The sequence below is a fragment of the Aliinostoc sp. HNIBRCY26 genome, assembly GCF_050235535.1.
Classification (GTDB): domain Bacteria; phylum Cyanobacteriota; class Cyanobacteriia; order Cyanobacteriales; family Nostocaceae; genus Trichormus.
This window is the reverse complement of sequence record NZ_CP189852.1, coordinates 5,329,283-5,354,612: the sequence shown is the minus strand read 5'-3', so window position 1 is coordinate 5,354,612 and position 25,330 is coordinate 5,329,283. Positions and strand designations below refer to the sequence as shown.

Below are 25,330 nucleotides of genomic sequence, written 5' to 3'. Positions count from 1 at the left end.
AACATTGTTGTTGTTAATCTAGCGTAAAATGAAATTACATTAAACAACACGATTGTTGTTTTAGTCTATATCTATATTGTAACAGCCGTTTAACTACTCAGTTAGACAAGATGGGAAGCAACCCAGCTTCACCCGTCTCCATCCTTAAAGAGAACCACTACTTCCTGAACATAAGAGACCACTAGCGATGAGTGCTACTGTCAAAACCTTAGTCAACCAGCCCTACAAGTACGGTTTCGTCACTGACATTGAAACCGACACCATTCCGCGTGGACTAAACGAGGACATCATCCGCTTAATCTCCGCTAAAAAAGAAGAGCCGGAGTTTATGCTGGAATTTCGCCTCAAAGCTTACCGCCAGTGGCTAAAAATGACCGAGCCGACTTGGCCAAGCGTCACCTATCCACCTATTGATTATCAGGATATCATCTATTATTCCGCGCCTAAGCAAAAGAAAGAAAAGCTCAACAGCTTAGAGGAAGTAGATCCCACCCTCCTAGAAACTTTCGAGAAATTGGGTATTCCCCTATCTGAGCAGAAACGATTGGCAAACGTCGCTGTAGACGCGATTTTTGACAGCGTTTCCGTGGCTACCACCTTCAAAGAAAAACTCGCTAAAGACGGCGTAATCTTCTGCTCAATTTCTGAAGCATTGCGGGAACACCCAGAACTGATCAAAAAATATCTGGGTAGCGTTGTCCCCATTGCTGATAACTATTTTGCCGCCCTGAATGCGGCAGTTTTTAGTGATGGTTCTTTTGTCTATATTCCCAAAGGCGTAAAATGCCCGATGGAACTGTCTACCTACTTCCGCATCAACTCCGGCGATACAGGGCAATTTGAGCGGACTTTGATTGTGGCTGAAGAAGGTAGCTATGTTTCCTATTTAGAAGGTTGCACCGCGCCGATGTACGACAGCAACCAATTACACGCGGCTGTAGTGGAACTCGTCGCCCTGGATAACGCGGAAATTAAATACTCTACCGTACAAAACTGGTACGCCGGTGATGCTAACGGTAAAGGCGGGATTTACAACTTCGTTACCAAGCGCGGTTTGTGTCAAGGTGTAAACTCCAAAATTTCCTGGACACAGGTAGAAACTGGTTCAGCGATTACTTGGAAGTATCCTAGCTGTGTGTTAGTGGGCGATAACTCCGTCGGTGAATTTTACTCGGTGGCGTTAACTAACAATATGCAGCAAGCCGACACCGGAACAAAGATGATTCACATCGGCAAAAATACCCGCAGCACCATTATTTCTAAGGGTATTTCCGCAGGTAAATCCAGTAATAGTTACCGGGGTTTGGTAAAAATTAATCCCAAGGCAGAAGGGGCGCGAAATTATTCTCAGTGCGACTCGATGCTGATTGGGGATAATGCTCACGCGAATACTTTTCCCTATATTCAAGTGCTGAATAATACTGGCAAGGTGGAGCATGAAGCTTCTACTTCCAAGATTGGGGAAGATCAGTTATTTTACTTTGCTCAACGGGGAATTTCGGCGGAAGACGCAATTTCAATGATGATTAGCGGCTTCTGTAAGGATGTGTTTAATCAGCTACCTATGGAATTTGCAGTAGAAGCTGATAAGTTGTTGAGCCTGAAACTAGAAGGTAGCGTGGGTTAAGGCTTGTAGTATACCAAAAGGTGCTGAAGCACCTACTACGAACCAAAAAATTTAAGAGAGAGAGAACATGATTGTTGAAAATAGTGATGTGATTTTGTCGGTTAAGGGGTTGACGGCTGAGGTTGATGGTACGCCGATCCTGAAGGGTGTGAATTTGGAAGTGCGCGCTGGAGAAATTCACGCGATTATGGGGCCGAATGGTTCTGGTAAGAGTACCTTTTCTAAGGTGTTGTCGGGACATCCGGCTTATACTGTGACTGGTGGTGAGGTGATTTTCCAGGGACAGAATTTGCTGGAGTTAGAACCGGAGGAACGGGCTAGGGCTGGTGTATTTTTGGCGTTCCAATATCCTTTGGAAATTCCTGGCGTGAGTAATTTGGATTTCTTGCGGGTAGCATATAATTCTCGTCGCAAGGCTCAAGGTTTGGAAGAGTTAGACGCTTTCGATTTTGATGATTTGATTGAGGAAAAGTTGGAAGTGGTGAAGATGAATCCCGCTTTCCTCGAACGTAGTGTGAATGAAGGTTTCTCTGGTGGGGAGAAAAAGCGCAACGAAATTTTGCAAATGGCTTTGTTAGAGCCGAAGTTGGCGATTTTGGATGAAACAGATTCAGGTTTAGATATTGACGCATTGAAAATTGTGGCGCATGGGGTGAATCAACTCACTAGCCCAGAAAATGCCACGATTATGATTACCCACTACCAACGGTTACTTGATTATATTGTGCCTGATTTTGTCCACGTTATGGCGCGGGGACAGATTATTACCAGTGGTGGTAAGGAATTAGCACTGGAATTAGAATCCCGTGGTTATGACTGGCTGTTGGAAGAAACTGCTGTTGGGGTGGGTGTGTAATGACAAATCAAGTTTCTCCTAGTGCTATTCCTAACTCGGATGTAGTGAGTTTGACAGCTACTTTGTTAGATAGAGATGCTGAGTTAGTGGCTTTGTTAAATCAGGTGACTGTACCAGCTTCTACAGGTTGGTTACAGGAAATCAGAGAACGTGCTGCGAATTGGGTACGTCACTCTACTATTCCTACCACCCGTGAGGAAGAATGGCGGTTTACTGATTTGTCGGAATTACGCCAAGTCAAATTCCATAGCTTCACAGCAACATCTCCTGATATCAGTGCATTCACGCTACCAGAATCTCACAATAGCCGCTTGGTGTTTTTGAATGGTGTTTACGCACCGGAGTTGTCAGCAGTTGCAGATTTACCTGCTGGTGTAGTGGTTGGTAATTTAAATGCGTTACCTCTTACTGAACAGGAACGGGTACAAAAGCATTTAGCCCAAGCTGAGGGTGCATTAGAGGTATTTACTGCATTAAATACTGCGGGTATATCTGATGTGGCGGTTGTGTTGGTGGCGAAAAATGTCATCGTGGAAACGCCGATACATCTATTATTTATCTCCGTGACTGGGGAAACCGCAACTATTGCTCAACCCCGGTGTTTGGTAGTCGCGGAAAGTGGTTCACAGGTAAGCGTCATTGAAGATTATGTGACTACTTCAGGGGAAGCGGGGGTTTACCTCACCAACGCTGTTACGGAAATTGCGATCGCTGACAATGCCCAAGTCAGTCACACTAGAGTAGAAAGAGATAGTCAGCAGGCTTTCCACATTGGTAAGACTGCCGTTACTCAAACCCGTTATAGCCGCTATACTTGTCACGCCATTAGTTTGGGTGCAAAGCTATCAAGACATAATTTAGAGATTTTGCAAACTGGTGAGCAAACTGAAACAACTCTCAACGGTTTGACCATGATAGCAGGCAATCAAGTAGCGGATACCCACAGTGCGATCGCTCTCAATCATCCCTATGGTACAAGTAAACAATTACATAAATGTATTGTCGGCGATCGCGCTCACGCAGTCTTCAACGGTAAAGTTTTCGTACCCAAACCAGCACAGCTAACCGACGCAGCCCAGTTAAACCGCAACTTGCTGCTATCATCAAAAGCTAGAGTTGACACCAAACCCCAACTAGAAATCACCGCCGATAACGTCAAATGCGCCCACGGTGCGACAGTCAGCCAGTTAGAAGATGATGAAATATTCTATCTGCAAAGTCGGGGTATTGATGCCAACGACTCACGCAAATTATTAGTTAACGCCTTCGCCGCCGAAATCATCAATCAAATTCCAGTCGCCTCCTTAAGAGACTCATTGTTAAACACAGTCAGAAGTAGTGCTGAGTAATGAGTAATGAGTAATGAGTAATGAGTGCTGAGTGCTGTTAGCGGTAGCGGGGCGTTTAGCCCGTGCTGAGTGAGAAAAGAAAGTAATAAGTTCTTAGCTAATGACTAATGACTAATGACTAATGACTGTTGACTATTGACTATTGACTAACAACCAATGACTTATACTCCTACCAAAACCCTAGCTGATAAAGTCCGCGCTGATTTCCCGATATTACATCAGGAAATCAACGATAAACCCTTGGTTTATTTAGACAATGCGGCGACATCTCAAAAACCCTTGTTCGTGTTAAATGCACTCAGGGATTATTACGAACAATATAACGCCAACGTGCATCGGGGAGCGCATACCCTCAGTGCAAAAGCTACCGATGCTTATGAAGGCGCACGGGATAAAATTGCGAAATTTATTAACGCTGCTTCCCGTCAAGAAATTGTCTACACCCGCAACGCCAGCGAAGCGATTAACCTCGTCGCTTATAGCTGGGCGATGAACAATTTACAAGCTGGGGACGAAATTATTCTGTCGGTAATGGAACACCACAGTAATATTGTGCCTTGGCAATTTGTGGCACAAAAGACTGGTGCAGTTCTCAAATTTGTGGAATTAACACCAGAAGAAACCTTCGATTTAGAACAGTTTAAACAACTGATTTCCGAAAAAACTAAATTAGTTTCTATAGTTCATGTTTCTAATACATTGGGTTGTATAAATCCAGTGGCAGAGATTGCGAAGATTGCTCACAGATACGGCGCGAAATTCTTAGTTGATGCTTGTCAAAGTGTGCCTCATATGCCTGTCGATGTCCAACAAATCGACTGTGATTGGTTGGTAGCATCTGGGCATAAAATGTGCGCTCCTACTGGTATAGGTTTCCTATATGGTAAGTTGGAATTACTAGAAGCAATGCCACCATTTTTTGGCGGTGGTGAAATGATTGCGGAAGTCTATTTAGATCATTCCACCTATGCTGACTTACCCCATAAATTTGAAGCCGGAACACCGGCAATTGGAGAAGCGATCGCTCTCGGTGCAGCCATAGATTATCTTACTAATATAGGTATGGATAAAATCCATGCCTATGAAGCAGAATTAACAGCTTATTTGTTCCAAGAGTTAGCTAAAATTCCCCAAGTCAGAATCTACGGGCCAAAACCCGATGCAAAAGGAGAGGGTAGAGCCGCTTTAGCAGCATTTACCGTTGAAGGTATCCACGCCAACGACTTATCGACATTATTAGATCAAGAAGGCGTAGCCATTCGTTCTGGACATCATTGTACACAACCATTACACCGTCATTTAGGTTTACCAGCCACAGCACGAGTCAGTTTATCTTTCTACAATACCCGTGATGAAATTGATGTTTTCATCAAAGCACTCAAGGAAACCATTGACTTTTTTGCTGGCATATTTGGTTAATTTAGGGTGGGCATTGCCCACCTTTTAATATTTATGAAAAAGTCTAGTTTAACTCTGTTATGCTTACTTTGGGTTGTGATTCCTCATGCTGCGATCGCAGGAGGTGTAAGTTGGGAATATCAAGTTGTTAAGTTCAAGAAATTATCCCCGACATCAGCAGAATTTTCTCTACGCCCAACAAGGCGAGAACAGAATTATCCCAGAAAAGAGTGCCAAGAAATTTTAATACGCGCCCAATATCGTCCTGAAGCATTCTGGCGAAATACTTGGAGTAAATTCGTTTCTCGAAGCACACAAAATCAAGCTCTCAATGTACTTGAAGAAGCATTTAAACAGAAAAAACCAACTCGATTTGGTGAGATAGGTACTGGTTTGAAGAAAGTTAATGGTAAATCTTGTGTTTTTGAAAGTCGGGGACTTGATGTGCGTCAAGAACATCCTAGTCAACAAAATGCAGTATATTCCTATCACGATCCTATTTAGTCTTATTAAGAGTGTTCAAATTCCTTCTTTTCTTTGGCGCAATTAATTACTTTAGACAAAGTTAGGAAGACCTTCTATTTAACCATCGTTGATAAATTATAGGATTCCTATTTGATTTTTGAAAAGAACTCAGTACACTTTGATTCCTTCTTTCCTGTTCCCTGTTCCCTCCCTACGCAAATAATTTCAGGAATCAAAGCGGATTCCTATAGATATATTTGCATCTGTTCCAGAAATCGCATCTCCTGCATTACTCTCTTGTTTTTCAAGAAGTAAAATCTAGCAATTTCTTGTGCAAAAACTCACGCACTTGCTCATCTGGATCAAGTTCGGCTCTATCGCGTAATAATGGTAGCGTTTGGGGATGATTAAGATAATTTTCGATGATAATTTCTAGTGCTACCTGTCGCGGATTTTGTTGAAAATTGTACTCTCGCGTAAAAGGGTCATGCACTGCACAATGGTAGAACACTTCCAATATCTCTGGGTGATCTACAAACCCTTGTGCTAATTGCTGGAGTGCGACTTGACGGACATCTGCATATTGATCAGAAATAGCACGTTTTTTTAAAATGGTGAGGGTTTCGGGATCATCAGCAAACCCTGTGGCTAATTCCTGTAATGCTGCTTGGCGGACATCTGCATATTTTTCCGATTTAGCACATTTTTTCAGGATAGGGAGAGTATCAGGGTGATTGTGAAAACCCCTAGCTAATTCTTGTAAAGCTGTACGTCTCACAGATTCGTTATTGTCAGCGATCGCACTTTGTTTGAGAATGCTTAATGTATCTGGGTCATCTTGGAAATGTCTGGCTAATTCTTGGATAACTGCGCGACGCACATCAGAATAGGTATCGATGACAGCACGCTGTTTGAGGATGATGGGAGTATCAGGATCATCTTTGAATACTCTGGCTAATTCTTGGACAACAGCACGACGCAAATATTTATCCTCGCTAGCACTGGCGTGTTGTTTTAGCCAGGGGAGTGTATGAGGATCATCTTTAAATACCCTAGCTAATTCTTGCACAGCAGTTTGACGGACATCGGAATAGGGGTCAGCGATCGCACTTTGTTTTAAAATTGGGAGAGTATGGGGTTCATCTTTAAACCCTCTAGCTAACTCCTGCACTGCTGCTTGACGCACATATTCATTTTCATCGCTAGTGATAGCTTGTTGGAGAATACTTAAGGTATCAGAGTCATCTTTAAACCCTCTAGCTAATTCCTGAATCACAGCTTGGCGCACCATCCAATCTTCACTGGTGGCGAAATTTTTCAACCATTGCAGAATATTAGAGTCATCTTTAAACCCCCTGGCTAATTCTTGAATCGCTACCTGACGTACAGTCCCATATTGATCCACTGTGGCACGTTTTTTCAGCCAAAACAATGTACTGGGATGATCTTTAAAACTTCTGGCTAATTCTTGAACTGCGACTTGTCTGACATATTCACTATGATCAGCGATCGCACTTTTTTGGATAATGATTAAAGTGTCAGGATCATCCTTAAAACCCCTAGCTAATTCCTGAACTGCGGCTTGTCTAACCGTCCAATCATTATCGCTGGTGGCGCGTTGTTTGAGCCAAGGGAGAGTATCAGGATCATCTTTAAACCCTCTAGCTAACTCTTGTAAAGCCGCACGGCGCACATAATCATTATTATCAGCTGTGGCTAATTCTTGTAGCCAAAGGAGAGTATCAGGATCATCCTTCCAAGTTGTTCCCACACAGATGACGGCTTTTGTGCGAATTTCTTGTACTAGTTGAGTTTCTTCTGCATCTAAATAAGGTTTGTAATAATAGGAGAGGTCATATTTAGTTAAGGCTTTAATTTTCTCTAATAATTTAGCCGATACAGAAGCAACTAACAGGCGATTTCTCACCTCTGCTAGACATTTAGCAGCTAAAAATAAGTTAATAAATTTTTCTGATTCACCATCTTCCTCCATTAAGTAATCGAGGATTTCACAGACAAATTTTGGCTCAATCATTCCAATAATTAAACGTAAAACTTCATGCCAAGTTTCATCTTGCCAATGTTTACCAAACACCTCACAGTTTAGCGACTGAATTGATAAAGTCTGTATTTCTTTAAATTGCCAAACAAATTCCCAAGCACAAAAATATTCTAAGAAAGTCCGATGTACAAAAGCATAGTAATCTGCACCTACAAAACACAACATAAAATTGCGAATCCGTAGTTGATTCATCATCACTCTAGAAACTTTAGTTGGTTGTTCAAACTCCAGATTTTTTAGATAGCGGGTTAAAATCTTTTCTAAATCTTTGGCACTAATTAAATTACCCGCTAAACCCTTGTCACTAGTTTGCATATGATAGGCGACAAGTCGCAACATTGCCTGTTTATCTTTATAGTCAATAATTTTAGGATCTAGCCGATAATCTTCTACTAAAGCTCTTTCTACATCCCATTGATGTAGCAATACTCGTGATGCTTGCTCATACAAAGTTGCTCTATCTCTAGGTAATTCTTGGTTACGGTTGAGAATTGCCATCATGGTTAATAACAGGGGATTTCCTGCCAATTCAGAAATCGCTTTTGATGTATCAATTGCCCTTTGTAATCTCTCTTTTTTTCGCAGTCTATCCACCAGTTCTTTAAAGTTTAACTCATGCCAACGATGCACAAATTCTTGAATTTGTTCTAGTTCTAAATCTTGCAGCATGAAATGGCGAAATTCTGCATCACGCAATCTTTGCGGTTTATAGCCAATCACACGAGATGTAACAATTACCCTCACATCAGGATATTCATTAGTAAAACGATGAATATCGGTGATCACATCATCTCTTTTCCCAATGTCGAATACTTCATCTAAACCATCAAACATAACTAAAGCATTGCCAGCTTTGAGTTGTTCATGGAGCTTATTTTGGTTGAGATGATGAACTATACCACTACACTTATGAAAAAATTCTAAGAAATTCTGACATTCATTATTTTCTCTGCGCCGGATATATGTCCGTAGTTCAATTAATAATGGGATAGGGGAAGAGATGACATTATTTAGAGGAGTTTCTGCCCAGTTTAAAGCTAAAAATTGCAGCAACGTCGATTTCCCCGAACCTGGATCTCCTAAAATAACTACGTATTTATGAAATTGCGTATCATTAATAATATCTAAAACGGAAATAGTGGGCTGTTCAAAGTAAATTTGTTTGTAGTATTCTAGAGCTTCTGGAGTAATTTCTTCATCTAGTTGCTGACTTTCTCGTAGCTGTTTGAGATGTTCTTTAGGTAGTTCATGTACCTGTGCTAACACTTGATGAACTTCCCGGACGTGTTGGGGAATAAACATCCGCCACAGTCTTAATTCATTATAGGCGTAACCCGTAGTGTCTAGACTATCTAATTTTAAATTTCCGTATCTTTCGCGTATTCCTTCTTGGTATTTTTTTAAGTCAAAATCAGGGGTAATACCTTGATTTTCTAGTAATCTATGATTGATTGATTCTAAATACTGAGAATCTAAAATAGGGCGCAGTTTCTCAGATTCTCGAATAATCGCTTTCACCTTTTTGAGATACCGTTTGGCTAATCTTTCCCAATCAAATTCTTGTGGAAGATTAGGTAATTTCATTTCATACCAAAGTTTGGCCAAACTTTGAAAATCTAGAGTGTGACAGTCTGGGAGGAAAGGTTTTCCTAAAATCTGTCTAACAGATTTATGGTTGAGAAATTGTTTTAAAGTCTGATTATATGTTTGTAGTTCTGTTTCTTCTAACTCCGCATCTTCTAATTCTTGCTGCATGAGTTGCAAAAATTCTTTTAAGGCTTTGCCAGCAGCAATTTCAATGTCTTCTGGTTGGAGTTGCTGTAAAATGTTACCAGGAACACTTTTTAATAAATCTTTTGCCCAGTCTTTTGCAGCGTCTTTGGCTAAGTCTTCAAAAATCGACTTGAAAGCAAACCCGACAGCTTGAGTTATGCCCCAAACAGCTAACCAATCTAACATAATGTTTATGTCTGTTGAGGTTGTGATTTTGAGTATATCTAAGAGTTGGGAAAATTGCCGTGGATTTTAAGATATTTGTAGAAATTAGGTATTAATAAAAATTAGAGGAATTGTTCTGAGTAAATACTTTGAAAAGTCTAATATGCCTGAGTTTTTCTACCAGAGAAAATAGCGATTTTGCTACTACATACTGACAAAACCAATCTCATAGCCAAACAGATAAAATATCTTTCTCTACCATTCTGTAGACGAAAGTTATAAATTTTCGGTAGATGTGTCGCGGTAGAATACCCCTAAATAATCTCTAAACTTCAATCTATGATCAGCAAGGAGACTTACAGGACACCTCAAGACGTTTTGGCTATCCTGAAAGCGGGACTGGCTTTAGCTCAGGAAGATTTGTATCAATTCAATCTCAGTGGCTTTGATTTATCGAAAGCGCAGCTACATCGAGCCACTTTGATTCGAGCCAATCTCAGTCAAGCCAATCTATCGGAAGCGGATCTGAGCCAAGCCGATTTAAGAGGAGCCGATCTGAGTCAAGCTATTTTACGTAATGCTAATTTACAAGCAGCTTGTTTGTATCGAGCTGATTTAAGTGGCGCAGATTTACGGGGAGCTAATTTAACTGAAATTAAGTTGCTAGGAGCAAGGTACGATAGTCAAACGCTGTTTCCTGAAGACTTCGCTTATAAATCTTCAGGTGCGATTGGCCCAAAGGCCAATTTAAATGGGGCGCAGTTGAATACAGCCAACCTACGCCACGCGGATTTACAGGGTGCTAGTTTATTAGGTGCTTATTTGGGGGGTGCTGATTTAACTTTGGTGAATCTCCAAGGCGCACGCCTCAGCCAAGCCGATTTGCGGAAAGCTTGGTTGACGGGAGCTTATTTACGTCATGCGAGGATCAATGGGGCTAACTTAGCGGGAGCAGATTTGCGCGCCGCAGATATGACTGGTGTGGAATTTGAGCAGTTAGAAAGTATTGCTGGTGCAGACTTTAGTCATGTTCAAGGGTTGAGTGATGAAATGCGATCGCGTCTTCTGAGTCAGCCTGCACAAGAATTAGATACACCCCACACCTTAACTCGCAAAACTACAAGAGCCAGCCTAGAAAGTTAACTGCTTAAGATTTAATTACCGTCCACTCTTTTTTGAGCAACGCTAGAAAAGTGGCAATTCCTTTAGAAAATCCAGGCGGATCGGGTAGTACATACTGTGGGAACTCTTCATAGGGAAGCCACGGCTCTGAAGAATTATGTCGCAGGTACAAAGCCCGATCAACTCCTTCCAATTTCCAGAGCATCTGACCACCACTGGGAATTTCCGCCATATTTTTCTCCTGTCGAGCAAATATAACTACTCGGTATAAATTTAGATATTGTCCAATTCTGCCAGCCTATATATCTAGACTTTTGTGTTTTTTTGCTGTCAAGCCTAGATACATTATAGAGATATCTAACTCAGCTAGACATGACTGAGAGGCGTATTTTTTGAGATGGCGCGCAATTATGAAGTGACAGGAGAAGCAGAGGAAGCAGAGGAGAAAAACCTATTACTTCTACTCAGCACTCCTTAAGGAATTAAATCTTCCATTGCAGCCCCTACTACACGGTAGTCTGGATCATTTCTTAGTTCTGCAAGAGCCGCTTTAGCCGTCGAGGCATCAAAATTTTTCAGAGCATAGGCAACCCTAACCCGAATATATTCAAACTCAGAATCTTTGAGAATCAAGAGTTGAGATAAAGCAGCCTGTGACTGACGGGAATTTACTAATGCTCCTAACGCATCCACAGAGGCTTCCTGTACTGCTGCATCATCCCCTGCTAATCCAATCACACAAACCTCTAAAACCTCTTCAGGACAATCCATTTCTACCAAAGCAGCCAAAATACTCCGACGTACCAACCAATGGTCATCACGGGCAAACGTCTGCACTAGATGAGACACAGCAATTCGCCCAAACAACGAGAGAGAATTAGCCGCCTCTGCCCTTACATTAGGTGTGTTATCTAACTTCATTATTTGCAACAAAGCCGCAAAAGATTCCGACGTTTTTTGCTTACCCAACTCCCTAGCGACAAAAGTTCGCACCAAAAACTCAGGGTCTTGGACATGGCGACTGAGTAAAGGTACAGCAACATCAGTAGGATAATCTTGAAGGGCAGAGATAGCCTTGAGACGGTATTGAAAATCAGCGTTTTGCAGATTAGTTTCAATTTGGCTGAGATCCATAAAGTAAGAAATAGGGGTGTAAGGGTGTAAGGGTTTAGGGGTTTAGGGGTGTGGGGGTGTAAGGGTGTAAGGGTTTAGGGGTTTAGGGGTGTGGGGGTGTAAGGGTGTAAGGGTTTAGGGGTTTAGGGGTGTGGGGGTGTAAGGGTGTAAGGGTTTAGGGGTTTAGGGGTGTAAGGGATAAAAACTAATGACTAATAACTATTGACTATTGACTATTGACTATTGACCATTGACCATTGACTATTCTGCTACTGGAAAACTTTCTCCTCTTAAATAAGCATCAAAGTGTTGCTTAAAATATAACGTACTTGTCATATTTGCTTCATCACTGTGGTCGGGAGTGAATTCATAAATCGGCACTTTTTGACGAATTAGTTGTATTAAATTGGGATGTAATTGTGCAAAGGAGTCAACACGAGCTGTTGTCGTCTCAAATCTTAAGCGTGCTGGATGACCGTAGCCTAGTTTCATCCAAGGTAGCCAAGGACAGTTTCGCGCCCAGGTTGCGGGAGGAAGATCCTTGACTTCTGGACGACTAATGTGACTGGTAAAGTATTCCGTACCATTAAAGGTGTCACTAGGACAATAGTCTCGGTATTGGGCATCTCCTGCCAAGGGATGAGGATAAGTTAGGGGGATTTCTACAACAGAGGTAACATAGTCTTGCCCTTGAGGAATTACCGTCAACCTTGGTCTGACAGAGCCTTGTACTATGCGATTGGCTATATGTACGATGGGTACAGGCGGACGGGTTGCGTTGGGTTGCCATGTGTGCAGGATTTCTTTTGTCTGTGGATCACAAAATAAACCCAATTCTCGATTAATCCGATAACCTACTTGCTCAAACTCAGAATCAGGACGAATGAAAACCTTGGTGGAATTCATCCCGATGATAGAAAATAACTTCTGCCATTCGCGATCGCTCGACTCTTGCCACCAGACTTCCCCTTCCCATCGATAGTAAAGTTGTTGACCATGATGTTTTCTGTAGAAATCTAGATTATTAAATGTGTAGTCTTCTGAATTGCTCATCGTTTCTCAAGAAACTACCGCTACAGTGTTAATAATAGGTTACTTAAACCAACAGAACTATTTCTACACTCCTCAAATTTGCCAGGGGTTCTAACTTTTAGTAAGTCGATTTATCATCTATGACTCAGCCACAATTGAGTGACAAAGTACGCGAACTCATCCAGAAGTCGCGGATTGTCAGTTTTGCTACTTGGACGAATACCCATCCACCGGAGGCGATTGAACTTTTTCAGACAGCAGATAATGAGGGACGCTACCTCACCGATGAAGATTTGCAGCAAATACAACTGCTTGCACCTGCAACTACAGCATTGATAACAGTGACTCAAAATCTGCGCGATCGCGTCACAGAAATCGTTGATGAAGCCAGAAATGATGTCTTAGCTAAATTTCCCGATATTACTCAACCAGGTGGTGGACTCTATCCAGCAGTTAGGGCAGATGCCTGTTGGCGTGATTTTTGGCACTTTCTACGCTGCATTACTTATGGTATCACGGGTCAACATACCGACTACACAAGCCCTGAAGGTTTACATTATATGCAGTTACTGTATAAAGAATTGCAAGTACCTTTAGATGCAATGGTTGTCGGATTAGAAGGAATTAAAGCCGCCAGCCTCAAGCGCATAGAAACAGAGCAGCAAGCAACCCTTGCGCCGTATTTCGATCATTTGATTGAGCAATTAAAGCAATTTCGCTAACTTTTGCTGCGATCGCACAGCAGCTTCAACCACTAAGGGATTAGTATCTTTTTGTAAGTCGTTGAGTGCGGCTTGACTTTGGGGAACGGGAAGATTACCCAAGGCTTCAGCTAACCGTTTCCGTAGCATCCAATCGTCGGCATTTACATATTGCAACAGACGATCAATCACACTGATAGCACCAATCTCACCTAGAGCCATAATTGCAGCTTCTTGCAATAGGGGATTTCTACTATTCAAGGCTTCTAGTAAAACTGCTTGAGCTTGGACATCCTTTAAGTTACCCAAAGCCACAGCCGCACTAAATTGGACTAACCAACTAGTATCTTCATAGAAAGCATGAGTTAGAGAAGCTAAAGCTTGCTGATCCTCCAAATATCCTAAAGCCCCGGCTGCCATTGCTCTCACATTATAGTCAGGGTCAGATTCCAGCACATTCACCAAAATTGAGCGATTTTCAGGAGTTTGTTTCACACCTAAAGAGAAAGCGGCCATACCACGCACCTGCACATTTTCATCATAAATCGCCTGTTTAATTAATGGATAGGCATCTTGTGCTGGCATAGTCTCTTTTTGCAGTTCAATCATCGCTAAAATGCGATCGCTCACATTTGAGCTATTTAACTGTGCGGCAATTTGTTCTAAACTGGGTTGTTTCATTTCGGCAAAAATCGGGTGGTAGCCCTATTTATTCTTAAAAATCTAACATAGAGTTATACCCCTGCTTCCAAAGCAACTATGACCCAGTTAAAAACGCCGCTTACTTGGGAAGAATTTCTCGCACTTCCCCAAGGAGATATCATCTACGAATTAATTGACGGTGAAGCAATTCCTAAATTTAAAAACGACGAAATGTCACCAAAATTTTTTCATAGCTCAGTAACAGGTGCATTATTTTTACTACTATCTACATGGGCGCAACCCAAAGGAAGAGTCGTAATTGAATGGGCAATTAGGCTCATACGCAATCAACAAGACTGGATTCCTGTAGCTGATTTAACCTATATTTCCTATGACCGTCTTCCGGCCGATTGGATGGAAGATACAGCTTGTCCAATCGCACCGGAATTAGTCATTGAAATTATTTCTCCTGGGCAAACTTTTGGAGAAATGACCGAAAAAGCCACTGATTATTTAAAGGCTCAAGTTCAGCGAGTGTGGATTATTGATACTAAAGCGAAAACTGTCACTATTTTTTATCCAGATGCGCTTCCTCAAACTAAACGCGGTAATGATAGTTTGGCAGATTCACTCCTCGAAGGGCTAGAACTTACACCTCAACAAATCTTCCAACAAGCGAAAATTCCTTAATGGGAGGGAATGGGAATTGGGCATTGGGCATTGGGAATAGGTAATACCGAGTTGGGATAGGTAGTATTGTTTCGAGATTCTGGAATAGCCTAAGAATCTAGGCTTTTAATCCAAAATCCAAAATCCAAAATTGATATAAAGGCTTGCTTTCACCCCATAAAAAAGGTGCAGAAAATTTTACTTTTCTACACCTGCACCTATAAAAATCGCAAATATCAAAGGAGCATGATATACGGCTAAACTTTGTGGCTAATCTTGCCGTTTATCCGTTAATTTTCTGATTCAGCTGCTGTTCCACTTTCACTTAGGAGACGAATGTTGACAATCTTGCCACCTAAGCGGGTAATGCGTCGCATTTCATCATTCATACGACTGTAGGGGACTTGAATTAAAACAGTGCTGCTGTTGCGAACTTGATATTTATTGTTCTCGGTTTGCTCGTTCTGTTTTAATCCTTCTACTTCATAGACAAAAACACGACTGTCTGAAGTGGAAGTTGATGCTTTCATCCGTGGCTGTACCAACATGATGCTTTACCTCCTATTGTGCGATGGTGATGCTAGCAACCTTACCGCCTAGTTTATTGATTTGCTGCAAAGTGCTGGATAGTTGTTCGTAGGGGACAATAAACTCTTTATTGCTCCGACGTACTTTGGGATATCTAGGCAGACTAATTCCGGCAACTTCAATGCGGTAAAGTCGGGGAGTAGAGCCTTGAGAGGATCTACCAAAGGTGCGGGCGGGTGCAGTACCTTTCTTGGCAGCTTGGTAAGCCCAACCTTCAGTCCCACCGGAAGGCGCAATGATCGCAGAAGCACTATTTCTAGCTAAGTCGGTGGCTAGGCGAGAACTTGTACCTGCTAACTGAGAGCGATCGCTATTAGCATAGCCACGATACAGACGGAACATCCGTGTAAAACCAACGGTTTTTTGACCTATGCCTGTAGTAACGAAGTCCCGATAATAAGGAACAATCGCATCTCCGAAATAGCTATCATATTCTACAGAATCGATATAAGAATCGATGTCTGCATCAAAGCCGTGATTTTGATAGCGATCAAGATGCTCAATCACTTCGGCTTCATCGTAGGGAGCGCGCCCCAACAGGTGTTTAAAGTTTAATTCGATTACCCTAGTGTGAAAATGGGGATACAAAAACTTAGTTTTGTATAGTTCAGATTTAGCGACTCCACGCACGAAATCCCGGACGCTGATTTGTCCATTAGTCAGCAAGGATTCTAAGCTGGTGAGGCGTTCTGATTGCATCAGGTGATCATTACCTAAAACCTGACGATAAACAGCCCAGATCACAGCTTTGGCATCTTCTGCTGTCCAATTAGGACGCAGTTCCACAGGGCGTGTTTGGTCAAAAGCTGTAGTTCCCAAACGAGATGCGGCGGTTGTAATTGGCACGAATAGGACTCCTTGAATAGTGCAAAATTATTGGGGACTGAGGATTGGGGATTGGGGACTGGGGACTGGGGATTAAATCAAAATCATTCTCCCCCTGCACCCTGCCCCCCTGCCTCCTCTGCCCCCTGCCTCTCCCAATCAAGCAGGAGAAATATTTACTACTCGACTACCTCTCTGATTTAGTCTTTGCAGAGTGGGTGAGAGTTGGTCATAGCTGACTAAATATTCCTTAATGCTGCGGCGAATTTGGGGGGTTCTTCCTCTATCTGCTTGGGTAAATCGGATGCGGTAAAGCTGTCCGCGATCGCCTGCAATTGTACCTGTCAGTCCCCGACCAAAGTTAGGAGTCTGCACGGGATTAGCTAAATTCTGAGCTAAATCCTTTGTTAACCACGCAGATTTATTTTTACCTTGGGAGCGATCGCTGTTGGCATATCCCCGGTAAATCTGAAACATCCGGTTAAAGCCTACAGTCTTTTGTCCTGCTTGAGTAGCAAAGCCGCGATAATGGGGAACTATTGATTCTCCAAAGTTTTCTTGATATTCGAGTGAATCTATATAAGAATCAATTTCCGCTTCGTACCCTTTTTCTATATAGAGATTAACGTGGTAGGTAATCTCTGATTCATCGTAGGGCGCACGACCAAGCAAATGCTTATAGTTCAATTCGATGAAGCGAACTTGGGGCGTGGAGTAAAAAAACTTATTGCGATACAGTTCAGACTGTGCCAGCAATCGGACAAAATCTCGAACGCTAATATTACCTTGCTGCAATAACGATTCTGCACTGGTGAGACGTTCGCTTTGCATCAAGTGTTCATTACCAAACACCTGGCGATAAGCAGCATGAATTACTGCTTTGACATCTTCATTTGACCGCAACTCTGTGGGGGGTGTGCTGGCAAATGGCTCAAATCCTAGCTGACTGGCTGCGGTAGAACTAGTCATGAGTCAATCTCCTTAATTTTTGCAAGGAAAAAAACATACCCAGAACCCCAAAAAACTGCCCTTGCTAGCCAATCAGCATTCACAGCTTTTAGTTGTTCTGGGCATAGAGAAAAATCTAGCTCAGAGCGTTGATAGCGTAGTCAATGTAGGAGTTAGCTTCTACAGCAGGGTCGCCACTCAAACCATGATTAGCTTTGATGTACTTGAGAGCTTCAACGTACCAGCTAGGAGACAAATCAAAGGTGCGGTTGATTTCTGTCAAACCACCAATTAAGTAGTCATCCAATGGGCCTGTACCACCAGCAATTAGACAGTAGGTGATGATGCGAATGTAGTAACCGATGTCACGTACACACTTGTCTTTACCACGCTGATCAGCAGCGAAGTTCTTACCTTGCATTTGGGTGGTGTAGGGGAACTTTTGGTAAACTGCGTTAGCAGCACCAGAAGCCAAACTGCTAGCTTTGCTGCTCAATGCTTTAGCGGCATCTAAGCTAGCGGATGCTTGACGGAAACGACCAAAGGCAACTTGAAGTTCTGTGGAGCTGAGAAAGCGTCCTTGAGAATCTGCGGTAGCGACTGCTTCGGTTAAAGGTGTTTTCATGCTGATGATCCTTTCAACAAATATGTAAAGTTATGCGTCAGACAAAAGATTGAGTGGTCGGCGTTGTCTCCCAATTCTTCAAAATTCAGCAATCATTTTGAATTTTGAATTTTGAATTTTGAATTTTGAATTGGTATTTAGCCAACTGCGGCAGCAGCGCGATCAAAGTAGCTGCTCAATTCAGCCATTAAGGAGCTACAATCACCACGGGTAACGCCACTGGGGTCGTTTGCAATTGCGATCGCAGCTTCTTTCATCTTGACTACACCAGTCGCTACAGAGGGGCCAGGAACACCCAATGCTTGATATGTTTCCCGCAGACCGTTCAAACAGCGATCGTCTAAAACGCTAGCATCACCTGTGAATACAGCGTAGGTTACATAGCGTAAGATGATTTCCATGTCACGTAAGCAAGCAGCCATACGGCGGTTTGTGTAAGCATTACCACCTGGTTGAATCAACTGGGGTTGCTCTTCAAACAATGTCCGTGCAGCATTGGCAACGATTGTAGAGGCATTGCCTGTAATCCGGTTAACTACGTCCATGCGTTTAGCACCAGCAGCTACCATATCTTTGAGAGCATCGATTTCTGCATCGCTAACGTATGAGCCTCTAGTATCAGCTTGGGAAACTACCTTGGTAAAAGCGTCAAGCATTCCAGCTTCTCCTAATCACTATTTAGTATGCTGTTTATTCCATGTCGGTTCAAAGTCTGAGTTTTTGATGGCACTTAAGCTTCGTCATTCGTCGAAAATCAGCAGGCCAAAAATTATTAGCAAGTTAAACAGTCGGTGAATTAGGGCAAAATTCACCATTTAACTTTTAGCTAGTTCCCATTAACTTACGGCACAGCTATAAATCAATATTGCGAAGCTTCTTCACAACTATTTCCCTAAGACTCACAATCTCAGATAATGAAATAGTTGTTCATCAAGTTTCAAGACACTGAACTTTTCCCATCAGGGGCAACGAGTTCAGAAGTTGTTTGAACCTGAATTTGATTAAAGCAATACATTTGTGCAAATTTTGTGCAATTTCTAAACTGTCGCTAGAGAATAGGTTAAAAAATATTAAGCAAAGCCTGGAAGCCTTGTATTTCAAGGATTGTTTTTATTTTCATTTTGTCTTTAGACTTCAAGTATCGTTACAATTGGCAATATTTAGACACAATTTTGATTTAATCCTTAGAATTGCTATTTTTAAAAGAGTTTTTAGACTTAAAATATCGTTACATTTAGTCATATTTATATAGGAATGTGTAAAGTCATGTCAATTTCACTCTGTGTCTAGTAGTCAAACATACAAATAAATTATTTAGGTCATAGAACCCCGACTTTTTCAAAAAATGGGGGATATGAACACCTGCGCCCATATGACGATCTGTACATCGCTGGCTTGGCGATTGTTATAAGTGTTAGGTAGATTGCTTTGTATCTATGAAGATAAAGCTATAAGTATAAATTCGGTAAATTTTAGCAGAATACGATAAATTATATTAAGATGCTTGAGGAAATCAAGCAAAAGTTTGTGTAGTTTTTCAACCAGCCAGCATCTTGACCTATCACTATGACAGCTATTGAAGTTTTTATTTCTTATCACCAAAAAGATGAAGAACTGTGCGAAGAGTTAGAAAAGCATTTAGCGACTTTGCTGCGTGAACAAACTATTACTAGTTGGCACAATCGTGAAATTGTTGCTGGGCAAGAGTTTCAAGCTGAAATTAATAAATACCTCAAACGGGCTGGGCTAATTTTACTGTTGGTGAGTCCAGATTTTCTTGCTTCAGACTATCACTGGACAGTTGAAGTTACACGCGCCTTAGAACAAAATGCGGCAGGTAAGGCTCGTGTGATTCCCGTATTGCTACGCCATGCAGATTGGGACAATCCTCCGATTGATAAATTGTCACCCCTGCCAAGTAATCGCAAACCGATAAAAAGCTGGGTTGACCGAGATGAGGCTTTTTTAGAAGTTGTCAAAGGAATTCGGCAAGAAGTGGCGCGATTAGTTGCTAGCTCGAATTACTCACCTCCTCAAGAAATTTCACAAGAACTAGAAAAATGCCAAGATCAAGTCACCAGATTGATAAATGAGGCAGACCGTTTGCTCAAAGATGAAAAATTAGAGGAAGCAGCCTTCAAATACAAAGCAGCCCTCCGTCTTGAGCCAAACTCTGTACTCGCTCAAAATATTCTGGTGTTTGTTCTGCACAAGCTAGGTAAGCTAGAAGAAGCGATCGCCACATACGACAAAGCCCTGCGCCTCAACCCAAACTTTGCAACTGCTCACTATAACCTGGCAAATGTGCTGTTTGATAAGCTAGAAAAAGCGATCGCCGTTTACCAAAGAGCAACCGCCAAGGACAACAAAGCGATCCTAGCAATGCTTGCCGCTTACGAAAAAGCTACGTACCTCGAAAAAAATGCAATCGCTCAAATTAACTTGGGGTTAGCACTTTTCAATCAAGGTAAGCTAGAAGAGGCGATCACCGCATATCAAGAAACCATGTACCTCGAAAAAGAAGCGATCACCGCTTACCAAGAAGTCCTGTATCTTGAAGAAGAAGCGGTCTTTCACATTCAGCAGAGGTTAGCACTGTTCAATCAAGATAAGCTGAAAGAAGCGATCACCGAATACCAAAAAGCTCTGTACCTTTGCGCTCTCAATAACTTAGGGTTATCGCTATTCAATCAAGGCAAACTAGAAGAAGCGATTATGAGCTACGAAAAAGCTTTGCGCCTCAACTCAAACTTTGCAACTGTTTACAATAATCTAGGAAATGTGCTGTTCATGCAAGGGAAACTAGAAGAAGCGATCACCAGCTACGAAAAAGCCCTGCGCCTCGATCCAAAATTTGCAACCAGTCACAATAACTTAGGATTTGCGCTGTTTATTCAAGGCAAACTAGAAGAAGCAATTACCGCCTATGAAAAAGCCCTGCGCTTTAATCCAGACTCTACGAAAACTCATAATAACCTGGGGTTAGCACTTTCCAAGCAAGAGAAACTAGAAGAGGCAATCGCCAGCTACCAAACAGCCCTGTACCTAGACCCAAATAATACAGATGCTCAACAAAATTTAGGAATTGCCCTGTTTAAGCAAGGAAAACTGAAGGAAGGGATTGCAAAACTGGGAGTAGGGATATGGAAAGAGTTATTTAATTAAGTAACCTGAGTTCGGGATAAGAAAAAGGACAGGTAGTAAGCTGAAAATAGCGTTAAATCCAGCAACCTGTCCTATGTTTAGTTTAGATGCTTTGTTTTGTCATGTAGATGATTTCTGTAAAGCATTTGAAGCCCGATGGCACAAAAGACTGATGAGATATAGAGGAATAAAACGTAATCGGGCTAAAAGTCTATGCTTGAGCGAGATTATGACGATATTAATTGCATTTCATCAGAATCACTACCGAAATTTCAAGTATGCTTTTAGCGAAATTCAACTCAACCTAGATAAACTCAGAACAGTATGGGTAACAACTAAAGAAGTAGAGATATCACGTTTAGAGGGTAAACGAAGTATAGCTATCGTCATGAATGCTGCTACTTTTTCTGATGCCACAGATATCGACTACTTTATTACCAATGTTGATACATCTGTTGTGACTCCAGAATGGATAGTCAACACCTATTCTCAAAGAAATTGGGTAGAGGTCTTTTATCGGGAAGCCAAGGGTTTTTTAGGATTAAAAGAATATCAAGTCCGAGATAAAACCAGTCTTATGCGACATTTTATCTTGGTGTTTTGTGCCTACACTTTTATTCTTTGGCATCAATTAACTGGCGGTTTTAGACGTAGGTGGGCAACTAAACCTTTGAACACTTTTACTGAGGCTTTAGAAGCCTTTAGAACTGCTATTTCTTTTCGATTTTTTGAGTGGTTGACTGTCAATCGTGACGTATTTGCCTCTCATAAAGCCAGTTTCGGCTTTATTTGGGCTTGATTAACGATTTAGAACCTCGCCTAGTACGGCATGGTTACAATGCTAAAGTGCTGGCTGAGTTATTAAATATACGTGTAAGTGAAGTAAAGTCCTTTTTTCACGCTCAGTTACCTCCCGGTCGAACCCAAGATTTGAGAGACCAGATGTTAAAAATGGGCATTCCTTTGTTTGCGTCAGAGGGAAATTAAATCAAGACGAGAAATACTCCATATAGAATTTTTTTGTTTTATTTGTGTTCAGTTTATATCTAAATAAATGAACATATATGTCTGGTTTAAAAGTTCTTATAATTTGAACACACCGGACGCGAAAATGACCGTATCTCAATCCCCATAAGGCTTACAGCTTATTTGCAGAGAATGTTGTTTCAAACCGCTTGTTTGCAGTTTCATTTGCAAATAATGTCGTTTTGAGAGCCTCTTATTTGCAAATTAATGTGGTTTCAAAATCCTCTTGTTTGCAGTTTTAGCCTCGGATGTTTGCAGTTCGCTACATTTAGGCTATTTGCCGAGCGATTAACTGGTGAAATAGGCCATCGGCGGCAGCTAATTCATCAAAATTGCCCTGCTGAACAATGCGCCCTGCTTGGAGTACATAGATACGGTCGGCATTGCGGATTGTACTGAGGCGGTGAGCGATCGCTATCCGGGTCACTTGCAATTTTTCCAAATTCTGGCTGACAATGGCTTGGGTTTTGTTATCTAAGGCACTGGTAGCCTCGTCAAAGAGAAGAATTTTGGGTTTTAATGCCAAAGCACGGGCAATTAGTAGCCTTTGTCTTTGCCCGGCAGAAATATTATTAGCACCTTCACTAATGACGGTGTACATTTGCATGGGCATAGCAGCAATGTCATCAGCTAATCCAGCCTGACGCGCTGCTTCCCAAGCTTCATCTATACTAATTTGCGTACCACAGGCAATATTTTCAAAAATAGATGTAGAAATCAACTGACCATTTTGTAAAACGACACCCAATTGGCGACGGACTGCATCCACATCTAATGCGGCTAAATCTTGTCCATCGTAGTAAATTTTACCTGCGCTGGGAGTCTCAAATCCCAGAAGTAAACGGAAAAGAGTTGATTTACCGCTACCAGAAGGGCCGACAATGGCGATAAATTCCCCTGGTTGGACGGATATATTCACATCATCTAAAGTTAGCGGCCCATCATGGCGATAATGGAAGTTGACGTGTTCAATGGTGATGCGACCGCGAATCTGTCCGGGATCGCTTTTGGTGGCATCGACTTCGGGAATGGTGGCGAGAATTGGTTGGGTGCGCTTCCATTGGGGAATTACCGGCAGAACTTCTGTGACTGTGTTGCTTAGGTCTGTTGTGCCTTTGAGGAAGTTGCCCAAGGCGGCGTTAAAGGCTAAGTAAGTACCCAAGGATAGGGCAACCTCCCCAGAATTTGGGTTCGGCTGCATCAATCCGGCGGTAAACCAGAAAATCAAGCCGGAAGTAATATTGGGCATGACGGTATTAAATACTGCTACCGCATCTTCCACCTGCTGAGTGCTAAGTTCTAGCTTGATTTGACGATTATAATTGTGAATCCAAGAGGCGAAAGCACGTTCTTGCGCCCCAGCAATATGTAATTTAGAAATCCCATTAATTAGTTGTACTGTTTGCCCTAAAATATTGCCCTGTAATTCCAACAATCGGGGAACTTTACGCAGCAAAATTAAACTAGAAACGCTAGTTACACAAAGGATGACAACAGTAACACCGACGGCGACTAAGGCTAATTTAGAGTTGTAGTAAAATAACTGACCTAAATAAAATAAGGCAAAGAAACTGCTAATTAAATTAATTAAAGTTCTACCGCTTAATTGACGGCGAATACTACTGATTGCGGAAACGCGGGACTGCAAATCCCCGATTGTATATTCCCGGAAAAACGATAAAGGTAAATTTAATAACCTATCCCAGATAGCCGCTTGGGTAGCATCATCCCCAGCCGTTTCTATGCGTAGGGTAGCAAAGCCTTGAGCTAGGGCAAATAAAGCTGTGCCAATAGCGGCAATGAGTAGCCCGAAACCAATTTGCAGTAGTAATATTTGGTTGCTATCTGGTATGGCATTATCGATGATCATACCCGTACAATAGGCGGTGAGCATTCCCAGGACTGTGACACCGATACCCATAGCGAAAATCACGCCTAAATCTCTACCACGACCTTTAAAAGCAAATCGCAGTAAATCCCAAGCTTTTAGGGCATGATTGGGCAATGACCGATAGATTGTATAAGCGATGGGAGCGAGGGTAGCCGCAACTCGTCGGCTGACTGGTACACGGCTGTTCTCTTCCTGGTCAATGAGTTGGTAACTGTGGGAAGAAAGGGGCAATAAAGCTACTGGTTGACCATCTTCTTCTTTGTAGCCTACCAGGGGCCCGCCATCTTTTTGCCACCAGTTATCTCTCAAGGTGACTCGACGGATACGGATGCGAGAGGCTCTGGCGATCGCTTCTAATGGTTGCTGAAATCGCTGATAAGCTTGGGGGTTGACAGGGGGACGAATTTTGATTCCTAAAGCTCTACCGACTCCACCAATGGCGGTTAATAGGGGCGTACTTTCTGAGCTAAAATCCTGGACTTGGGGATTTAAGGTAGAGGCTAATTCCCGCAATGCCTGATCGGTGACTTGGTGATTGTGAAGCTGGCGATCGCGTAGTCGCATTACCTCTGCTGCGGCTGCTTGTTCGTCTAAGACTTCTATGGCTTGGAGGAAATAAGCGTGTAGTTGTGACAGTCCAGCTAGTAGGGTATCAATATTACCTGCGTCTTTGGTGCGATAAACAGCTAGTTGGGTATCAGTACCAGCTTCTAACCAGATAAACTCACAAATAGGCAAAATACCCATATCTTTAGTTACTGGTAATTCAGGCATCCCGAAAAAGTGGGTAGTCCCCTGCTGCATTTCTACCCAACACACCCCATTAGCCGGGGGTTGGCAGATTTGACCACTACGAAGGAGGACATTTTCCCCCCTGATTAATATTTTGTCAATTTTGGGTATGTCTGTTTGAGTCAAGATAGTACCCAGTTGTGCCACCCAATGTTCTAACCAAGCGATCGCCCGTTTATCTGCATGGGCAATTAATTGCGTAAAATATTCCCAGTCCACTTGCAGTAACTTGGTTTCGCCAATGGGTACTGCCAAAATCTGCCGATGCTGGGGCGATAGGGGTAAACCGCCAAACAACGCCCCCTCTGGTTGCACACTACCTAAATAACGGCGACTACCTTTGACAACTCCATCTTGCACCGTCACTGCAAATAAAGCGATCGCACCTGACTGAACCACCCATACTTTCTCAGGTTCGTTTAATAATATCGGCTCATTGCCATTAATTATGTAAGTTTGTCCGTATATAGCCATTTTCAAGAATTTAGTTATTAGTTATTAGTTATTAGTGAACAGG

20 protein-coding genes and 2 pseudogenes are annotated in these 25,330 nt (G+C 42.2%); 11 read left to right on the top strand and 11 right to left on the bottom strand.

The window, feature by feature from the left end; translation table 11 throughout:
• Window positions 1-187: 187 nt before the first annotated feature.
• From sufB to ACQFX9_RS22705, 5 genes are all read left to right on the top strand, one after another.
• Complete coding sequence (gene sufB / locus ACQFX9_RS22725; RefSeq protein ID WP_427158702.1) at window positions 188-1,627, top strand: Fe-S cluster assembly protein SufB; 1,440 nt, start codon at window positions 188-190, stop codon at window positions 1,625-1,627.
• Window positions 1,628-1,694: 67 nt separating this feature from the next.
• Window positions 1,695-2,483 carry a Fe-S cluster assembly ATPase SufC gene (gene sufC, locus ACQFX9_RS22720; RefSeq protein WP_103137899.1) on the top strand — a complete coding sequence of 263 codons (789 nt, stop codon included), beginning with the start codon at window positions 1,695-1,697 and terminating at the stop codon, window positions 2,481-2,483.
• Window positions 2,483-3,832, top strand: coding sequence for a Fe-S cluster assembly protein SufD (gene sufD / locus ACQFX9_RS22715; protein WP_427158701.1), 1,350 nt, complete (start codon window positions 2,483-2,485; stop codon window positions 3,830-3,832). Before sufC ends, sufD begins: the two co-directional genes overlap by 1 nt.
• Window positions 3,833-3,988: 156 nt before the next feature.
• Window positions 3,989-5,251, top strand: a complete 1,263-nt coding sequence (locus ACQFX9_RS22710; RefSeq protein ID WP_427158700.1) for a cysteine desulfurase — start codon at window positions 3,989-3,991, stop codon at window positions 5,249-5,251.
• A gap of 33 nt (window positions 5,252-5,284) precedes the next feature.
• The gene (locus ACQFX9_RS22705; RefSeq protein ID WP_427158699.1) at window positions 5,285-5,734 is read left to right on the top strand and encodes a hypothetical protein; all 450 of its coding nucleotides are present in this window, start codon (window positions 5,285-5,287) and stop codon (window positions 5,732-5,734) included.
• Between the two features lie 265 nt (window positions 5,735-5,999).
• On the opposite strand, the gene ACQFX9_RS22700 is transcribed toward ACQFX9_RS22705, so the two are convergent.
• Window positions 6,000-9,716, bottom strand: coding sequence for a HEAT repeat domain-containing protein (locus tag ACQFX9_RS22700; RefSeq protein WP_427158698.1), 3,717 nt, complete (start codon window positions 9,714-9,716; stop codon window positions 6,000-6,002).
• Between the two features lie 318 nt (window positions 9,717-10,034).
• Between ACQFX9_RS22700 and ACQFX9_RS22695 the strand changes: the two genes are divergently transcribed.
• Complete coding sequence (locus tag ACQFX9_RS22695) at window positions 10,035-10,838, top strand: pentapeptide repeat-containing protein (RefSeq protein ID WP_427158697.1); 804 nt, start codon at window positions 10,035-10,037, stop codon at window positions 10,836-10,838.
• A gap of 4 nt (window positions 10,839-10,842) precedes the next feature.
• On the opposite strand, the gene ACQFX9_RS22690 is transcribed toward ACQFX9_RS22695, so the two are convergent.
• The 3 genes from ACQFX9_RS22690 to ACQFX9_RS22680 all read right to left on the bottom strand — a co-directional run bounded on the left by ACQFX9_RS22690 (window position 10,843) and on the right by ACQFX9_RS22680 (window position 12,983).
• Window positions 10,843-11,049: a hypothetical protein gene (locus tag ACQFX9_RS22690; protein ID WP_427158695.1), complete on the bottom strand. Its 207-nt coding sequence runs from the start codon at window positions 11,047-11,049 to the stop codon at window positions 10,843-10,845.
• A 242-nt stretch (window positions 11,050-11,291) separates the two neighbouring features.
• Window positions 11,292-11,951, bottom strand: a complete 660-nt coding sequence (locus ACQFX9_RS22685; RefSeq protein ID WP_427158693.1) for a HEAT repeat domain-containing protein — start codon at window positions 11,949-11,951, stop codon at window positions 11,292-11,294.
• Window positions 11,952-12,191: 240 nt separating this feature from the next.
• Window positions 12,192-12,983, bottom strand: a complete 792-nt coding sequence (locus ACQFX9_RS22680) for a DUF1838 family protein (protein WP_427158692.1) — start codon at window positions 12,981-12,983, stop codon at window positions 12,192-12,194.
• Window positions 12,984-13,102: 119 nt separating this feature from the next.
• On the opposite strand from ACQFX9_RS22680, the gene ACQFX9_RS22675 reads away from it, so the two are divergent.
• Entirely contained in the window at window positions 13,103-13,684 is a 582-nt protein-coding gene (locus ACQFX9_RS22675) for a phycobilisome protein (RefSeq protein ID WP_427158690.1), read from the top strand.
• On the opposite strand, the gene ACQFX9_RS22670 is transcribed toward ACQFX9_RS22675, so the two are convergent.
• Window positions 13,667-14,344, bottom strand: coding sequence for a HEAT repeat domain-containing protein (locus tag ACQFX9_RS22670; protein ID WP_427158689.1), 678 nt, complete (start codon window positions 14,342-14,344; stop codon window positions 13,667-13,669). The genes ACQFX9_RS22675 and ACQFX9_RS22670 overlap by 18 nt on opposite strands.
• A 78-nt stretch (window positions 14,345-14,422) precedes the next feature.
• On the opposite strand from ACQFX9_RS22670, the gene ACQFX9_RS22665 reads away from it, so the two are divergent.
• On the top strand, window positions 14,423-14,995 hold the full coding sequence (locus ACQFX9_RS22665; protein WP_427158687.1) for a Uma2 family endonuclease: 573 nt from the start codon (window positions 14,423-14,425) through the stop codon (window positions 14,993-14,995).
• Window positions 14,996-15,264: 269 nt separating this feature from the next.
• Here the strand turns inward: ACQFX9_RS22665 and ACQFX9_RS22660 are convergent, their stop codons facing one another.
• The 5 genes from ACQFX9_RS22660 to ACQFX9_RS22640 form a co-directional block, all read right to left on the bottom strand.
• Complete coding sequence (locus ACQFX9_RS22660; RefSeq protein WP_103138115.1) at window positions 15,265-15,522, bottom strand: phycobilisome linker polypeptide; 258 nt, start codon at window positions 15,520-15,522, stop codon at window positions 15,265-15,267.
• A gap of 13 nt (window positions 15,523-15,535) precedes the next feature.
• Window positions 15,536-16,408, bottom strand: coding sequence for a phycobilisome rod-core linker polypeptide (locus ACQFX9_RS22655; RefSeq protein WP_427158686.1), 873 nt, complete (start codon window positions 16,406-16,408; stop codon window positions 15,536-15,538).
• Window positions 16,409-16,546: 138 nt separating this feature from the next.
• On the bottom strand, window positions 16,547-17,356 hold the full coding sequence (locus tag ACQFX9_RS22650; protein WP_427158684.1) for a phycobilisome rod-core linker polypeptide: 810 nt from the start codon (window positions 17,354-17,356) through the stop codon (window positions 16,547-16,549).
• A gap of 115 nt (window positions 17,357-17,471) precedes the next feature.
• Window positions 17,472-17,960 carry a phycocyanin subunit alpha gene (cpcA, locus tag ACQFX9_RS22645; protein ID WP_236143533.1) on the bottom strand — a complete coding sequence of 163 codons (489 nt, stop codon included), beginning with the start codon at window positions 17,958-17,960 and terminating at the stop codon, window positions 17,472-17,474.
• A gap of 137 nt (window positions 17,961-18,097) precedes the next feature.
• Window positions 18,098-18,616 carry a phycocyanin subunit beta gene (locus ACQFX9_RS22640; protein WP_236143534.1) on the bottom strand — a complete coding sequence of 173 codons (519 nt, stop codon included), beginning with the start codon at window positions 18,614-18,616 and terminating at the stop codon, window positions 18,098-18,100.
• 910 nt (window positions 18,617-19,526) lie between these two features.
• Here ACQFX9_RS22640 and ACQFX9_RS22635 point away from each other — a divergent pair.
• The 3 genes and pseudogenes from ACQFX9_RS22635 to ACQFX9_RS22625 all read left to right on the top strand — a co-directional run.
• Window positions 19,527-21,125, top strand: coding sequence for a tetratricopeptide repeat protein (locus tag ACQFX9_RS22635; RefSeq protein ID WP_427158682.1), 1,599 nt, complete (start codon window positions 19,527-19,529; stop codon window positions 21,123-21,125).
• A 73-nt stretch (window positions 21,126-21,198) separates the two neighbouring features.
• Window positions 21,199-21,396: pseudogene (locus ACQFX9_RS22630) on the top strand (IS982 family transposase); the annotation flags it as partial.
• Window positions 21,385-21,903: pseudogene (locus ACQFX9_RS22625) on the top strand (transposase); the annotation flags it as partial. The pseudogenes ACQFX9_RS22630 and ACQFX9_RS22625, both read left to right, overlap by 12 nt.
• Window positions 21,904-22,398: 495 nt before the next feature.
• On the opposite strand, the gene ACQFX9_RS22620 reads toward ACQFX9_RS22625, so the two are convergent.
• Window positions 22,399-25,287 (bottom strand): NHLP bacteriocin export ABC transporter permease/ATPase subunit, encoded by a 2,889-nt coding sequence (locus ACQFX9_RS22620; RefSeq protein WP_427158680.1) that lies wholly within the window; start codon window positions 25,285-25,287, stop codon window positions 22,399-22,401.
• Window positions 25,288-25,330 lie beyond the last annotated feature (43 nt).

Bases quoted from the DNA above. Each gene is read 5' to 3' on its own strand.
- sufB (WP_427158702.1), top strand. From the start codon at position 188: ATGAGTGCTACTGTCAAAACCTTAGTCAACCAGCCCTACAAGTACGGT.
- sufC (WP_103137899.1), top strand. From the start codon at position 1,695: ATGATTGTTGAAAATAGTGATGTGATTTTGTCGGTTAAGGGGTTGACG.
- sufD (WP_427158701.1), top strand. From the start codon at position 2,483: ATGACAAATCAAGTTTCTCCTAGTGCTATTCCTAACTCGGATGTAGTG.
- ACQFX9_RS22710 (WP_427158700.1), top strand. From the start codon at position 3,989: ATGACTTATACTCCTACCAAAACCCTAGCTGATAAAGTCCGCGCTGAT.
- ACQFX9_RS22705 (WP_427158699.1), top strand. From the start codon at position 5,285: ATGAAAAAGTCTAGTTTAACTCTGTTATGCTTACTTTGGGTTGTGATT.
- ACQFX9_RS22700 (WP_427158698.1), bottom strand. From the start codon at position 9,716: ATGTTAGATTGGTTAGCTGTTTGGGGCATAACTCAAGCTGTCGGGTTT.
- ACQFX9_RS22695 (WP_427158697.1), top strand. From the start codon at position 10,035: ATGATCAGCAAGGAGACTTACAGGACACCTCAAGACGTTTTGGCTATC.
- ACQFX9_RS22690 (WP_427158695.1), bottom strand. From the start codon at position 11,049: ATGGCGGAAATTCCCAGTGGTGGTCAGATGCTCTGGAAATTGGAAGGA.
- ACQFX9_RS22685 (WP_427158693.1), bottom strand. From the start codon at position 11,951: ATGGATCTCAGCCAAATTGAAACTAATCTGCAAAACGCTGATTTTCAA.
- ACQFX9_RS22680 (WP_427158692.1), bottom strand. From the start codon at position 12,983: ATGAGCAATTCAGAAGACTACACATTTAATAATCTAGATTTCTACAGA.
- ACQFX9_RS22675 (WP_427158690.1), top strand. From the start codon at position 13,103: ATGACTCAGCCACAATTGAGTGACAAAGTACGCGAACTCATCCAGAAG.
- ACQFX9_RS22670 (WP_427158689.1), bottom strand. From the start codon at position 14,344: ATGAAACAACCCAGTTTAGAACAAATTGCCGCACAGTTAAATAGCTCA.
- ACQFX9_RS22665 (WP_427158687.1), top strand. From the start codon at position 14,423: ATGACCCAGTTAAAAACGCCGCTTACTTGGGAAGAATTTCTCGCACTT.
- ACQFX9_RS22660 (WP_103138115.1), bottom strand. From the start codon at position 15,522: ATGTTGGTACAGCCACGGATGAAAGCATCAACTTCCACTTCAGACAGT.
- ACQFX9_RS22650 (WP_427158684.1), bottom strand. From the start codon at position 17,356: ATGACTAGTTCTACCGCAGCCAGTCAGCTAGGATTTGAGCCATTTGCC.
- cpcA (WP_236143533.1), bottom strand. From the start codon at position 17,960: ATGAAAACACCTTTAACCGAAGCAGTCGCTACCGCAGATTCTCAAGGA.
- ACQFX9_RS22640 (WP_236143534.1), bottom strand. From the start codon at position 18,616: ATGCTTGACGCTTTTACCAAGGTAGTTTCCCAAGCTGATACTAGAGGC.
- ACQFX9_RS22635 (WP_427158682.1), top strand. From the start codon at position 19,527: ATGACAGCTATTGAAGTTTTTATTTCTTATCACCAAAAAGATGAAGAA.
- ACQFX9_RS22620 (WP_427158680.1), bottom strand. From the start codon at position 25,287: ATGGCTATATACGGACAAACTTACATAATTAATGGCAATGAGCCGATA.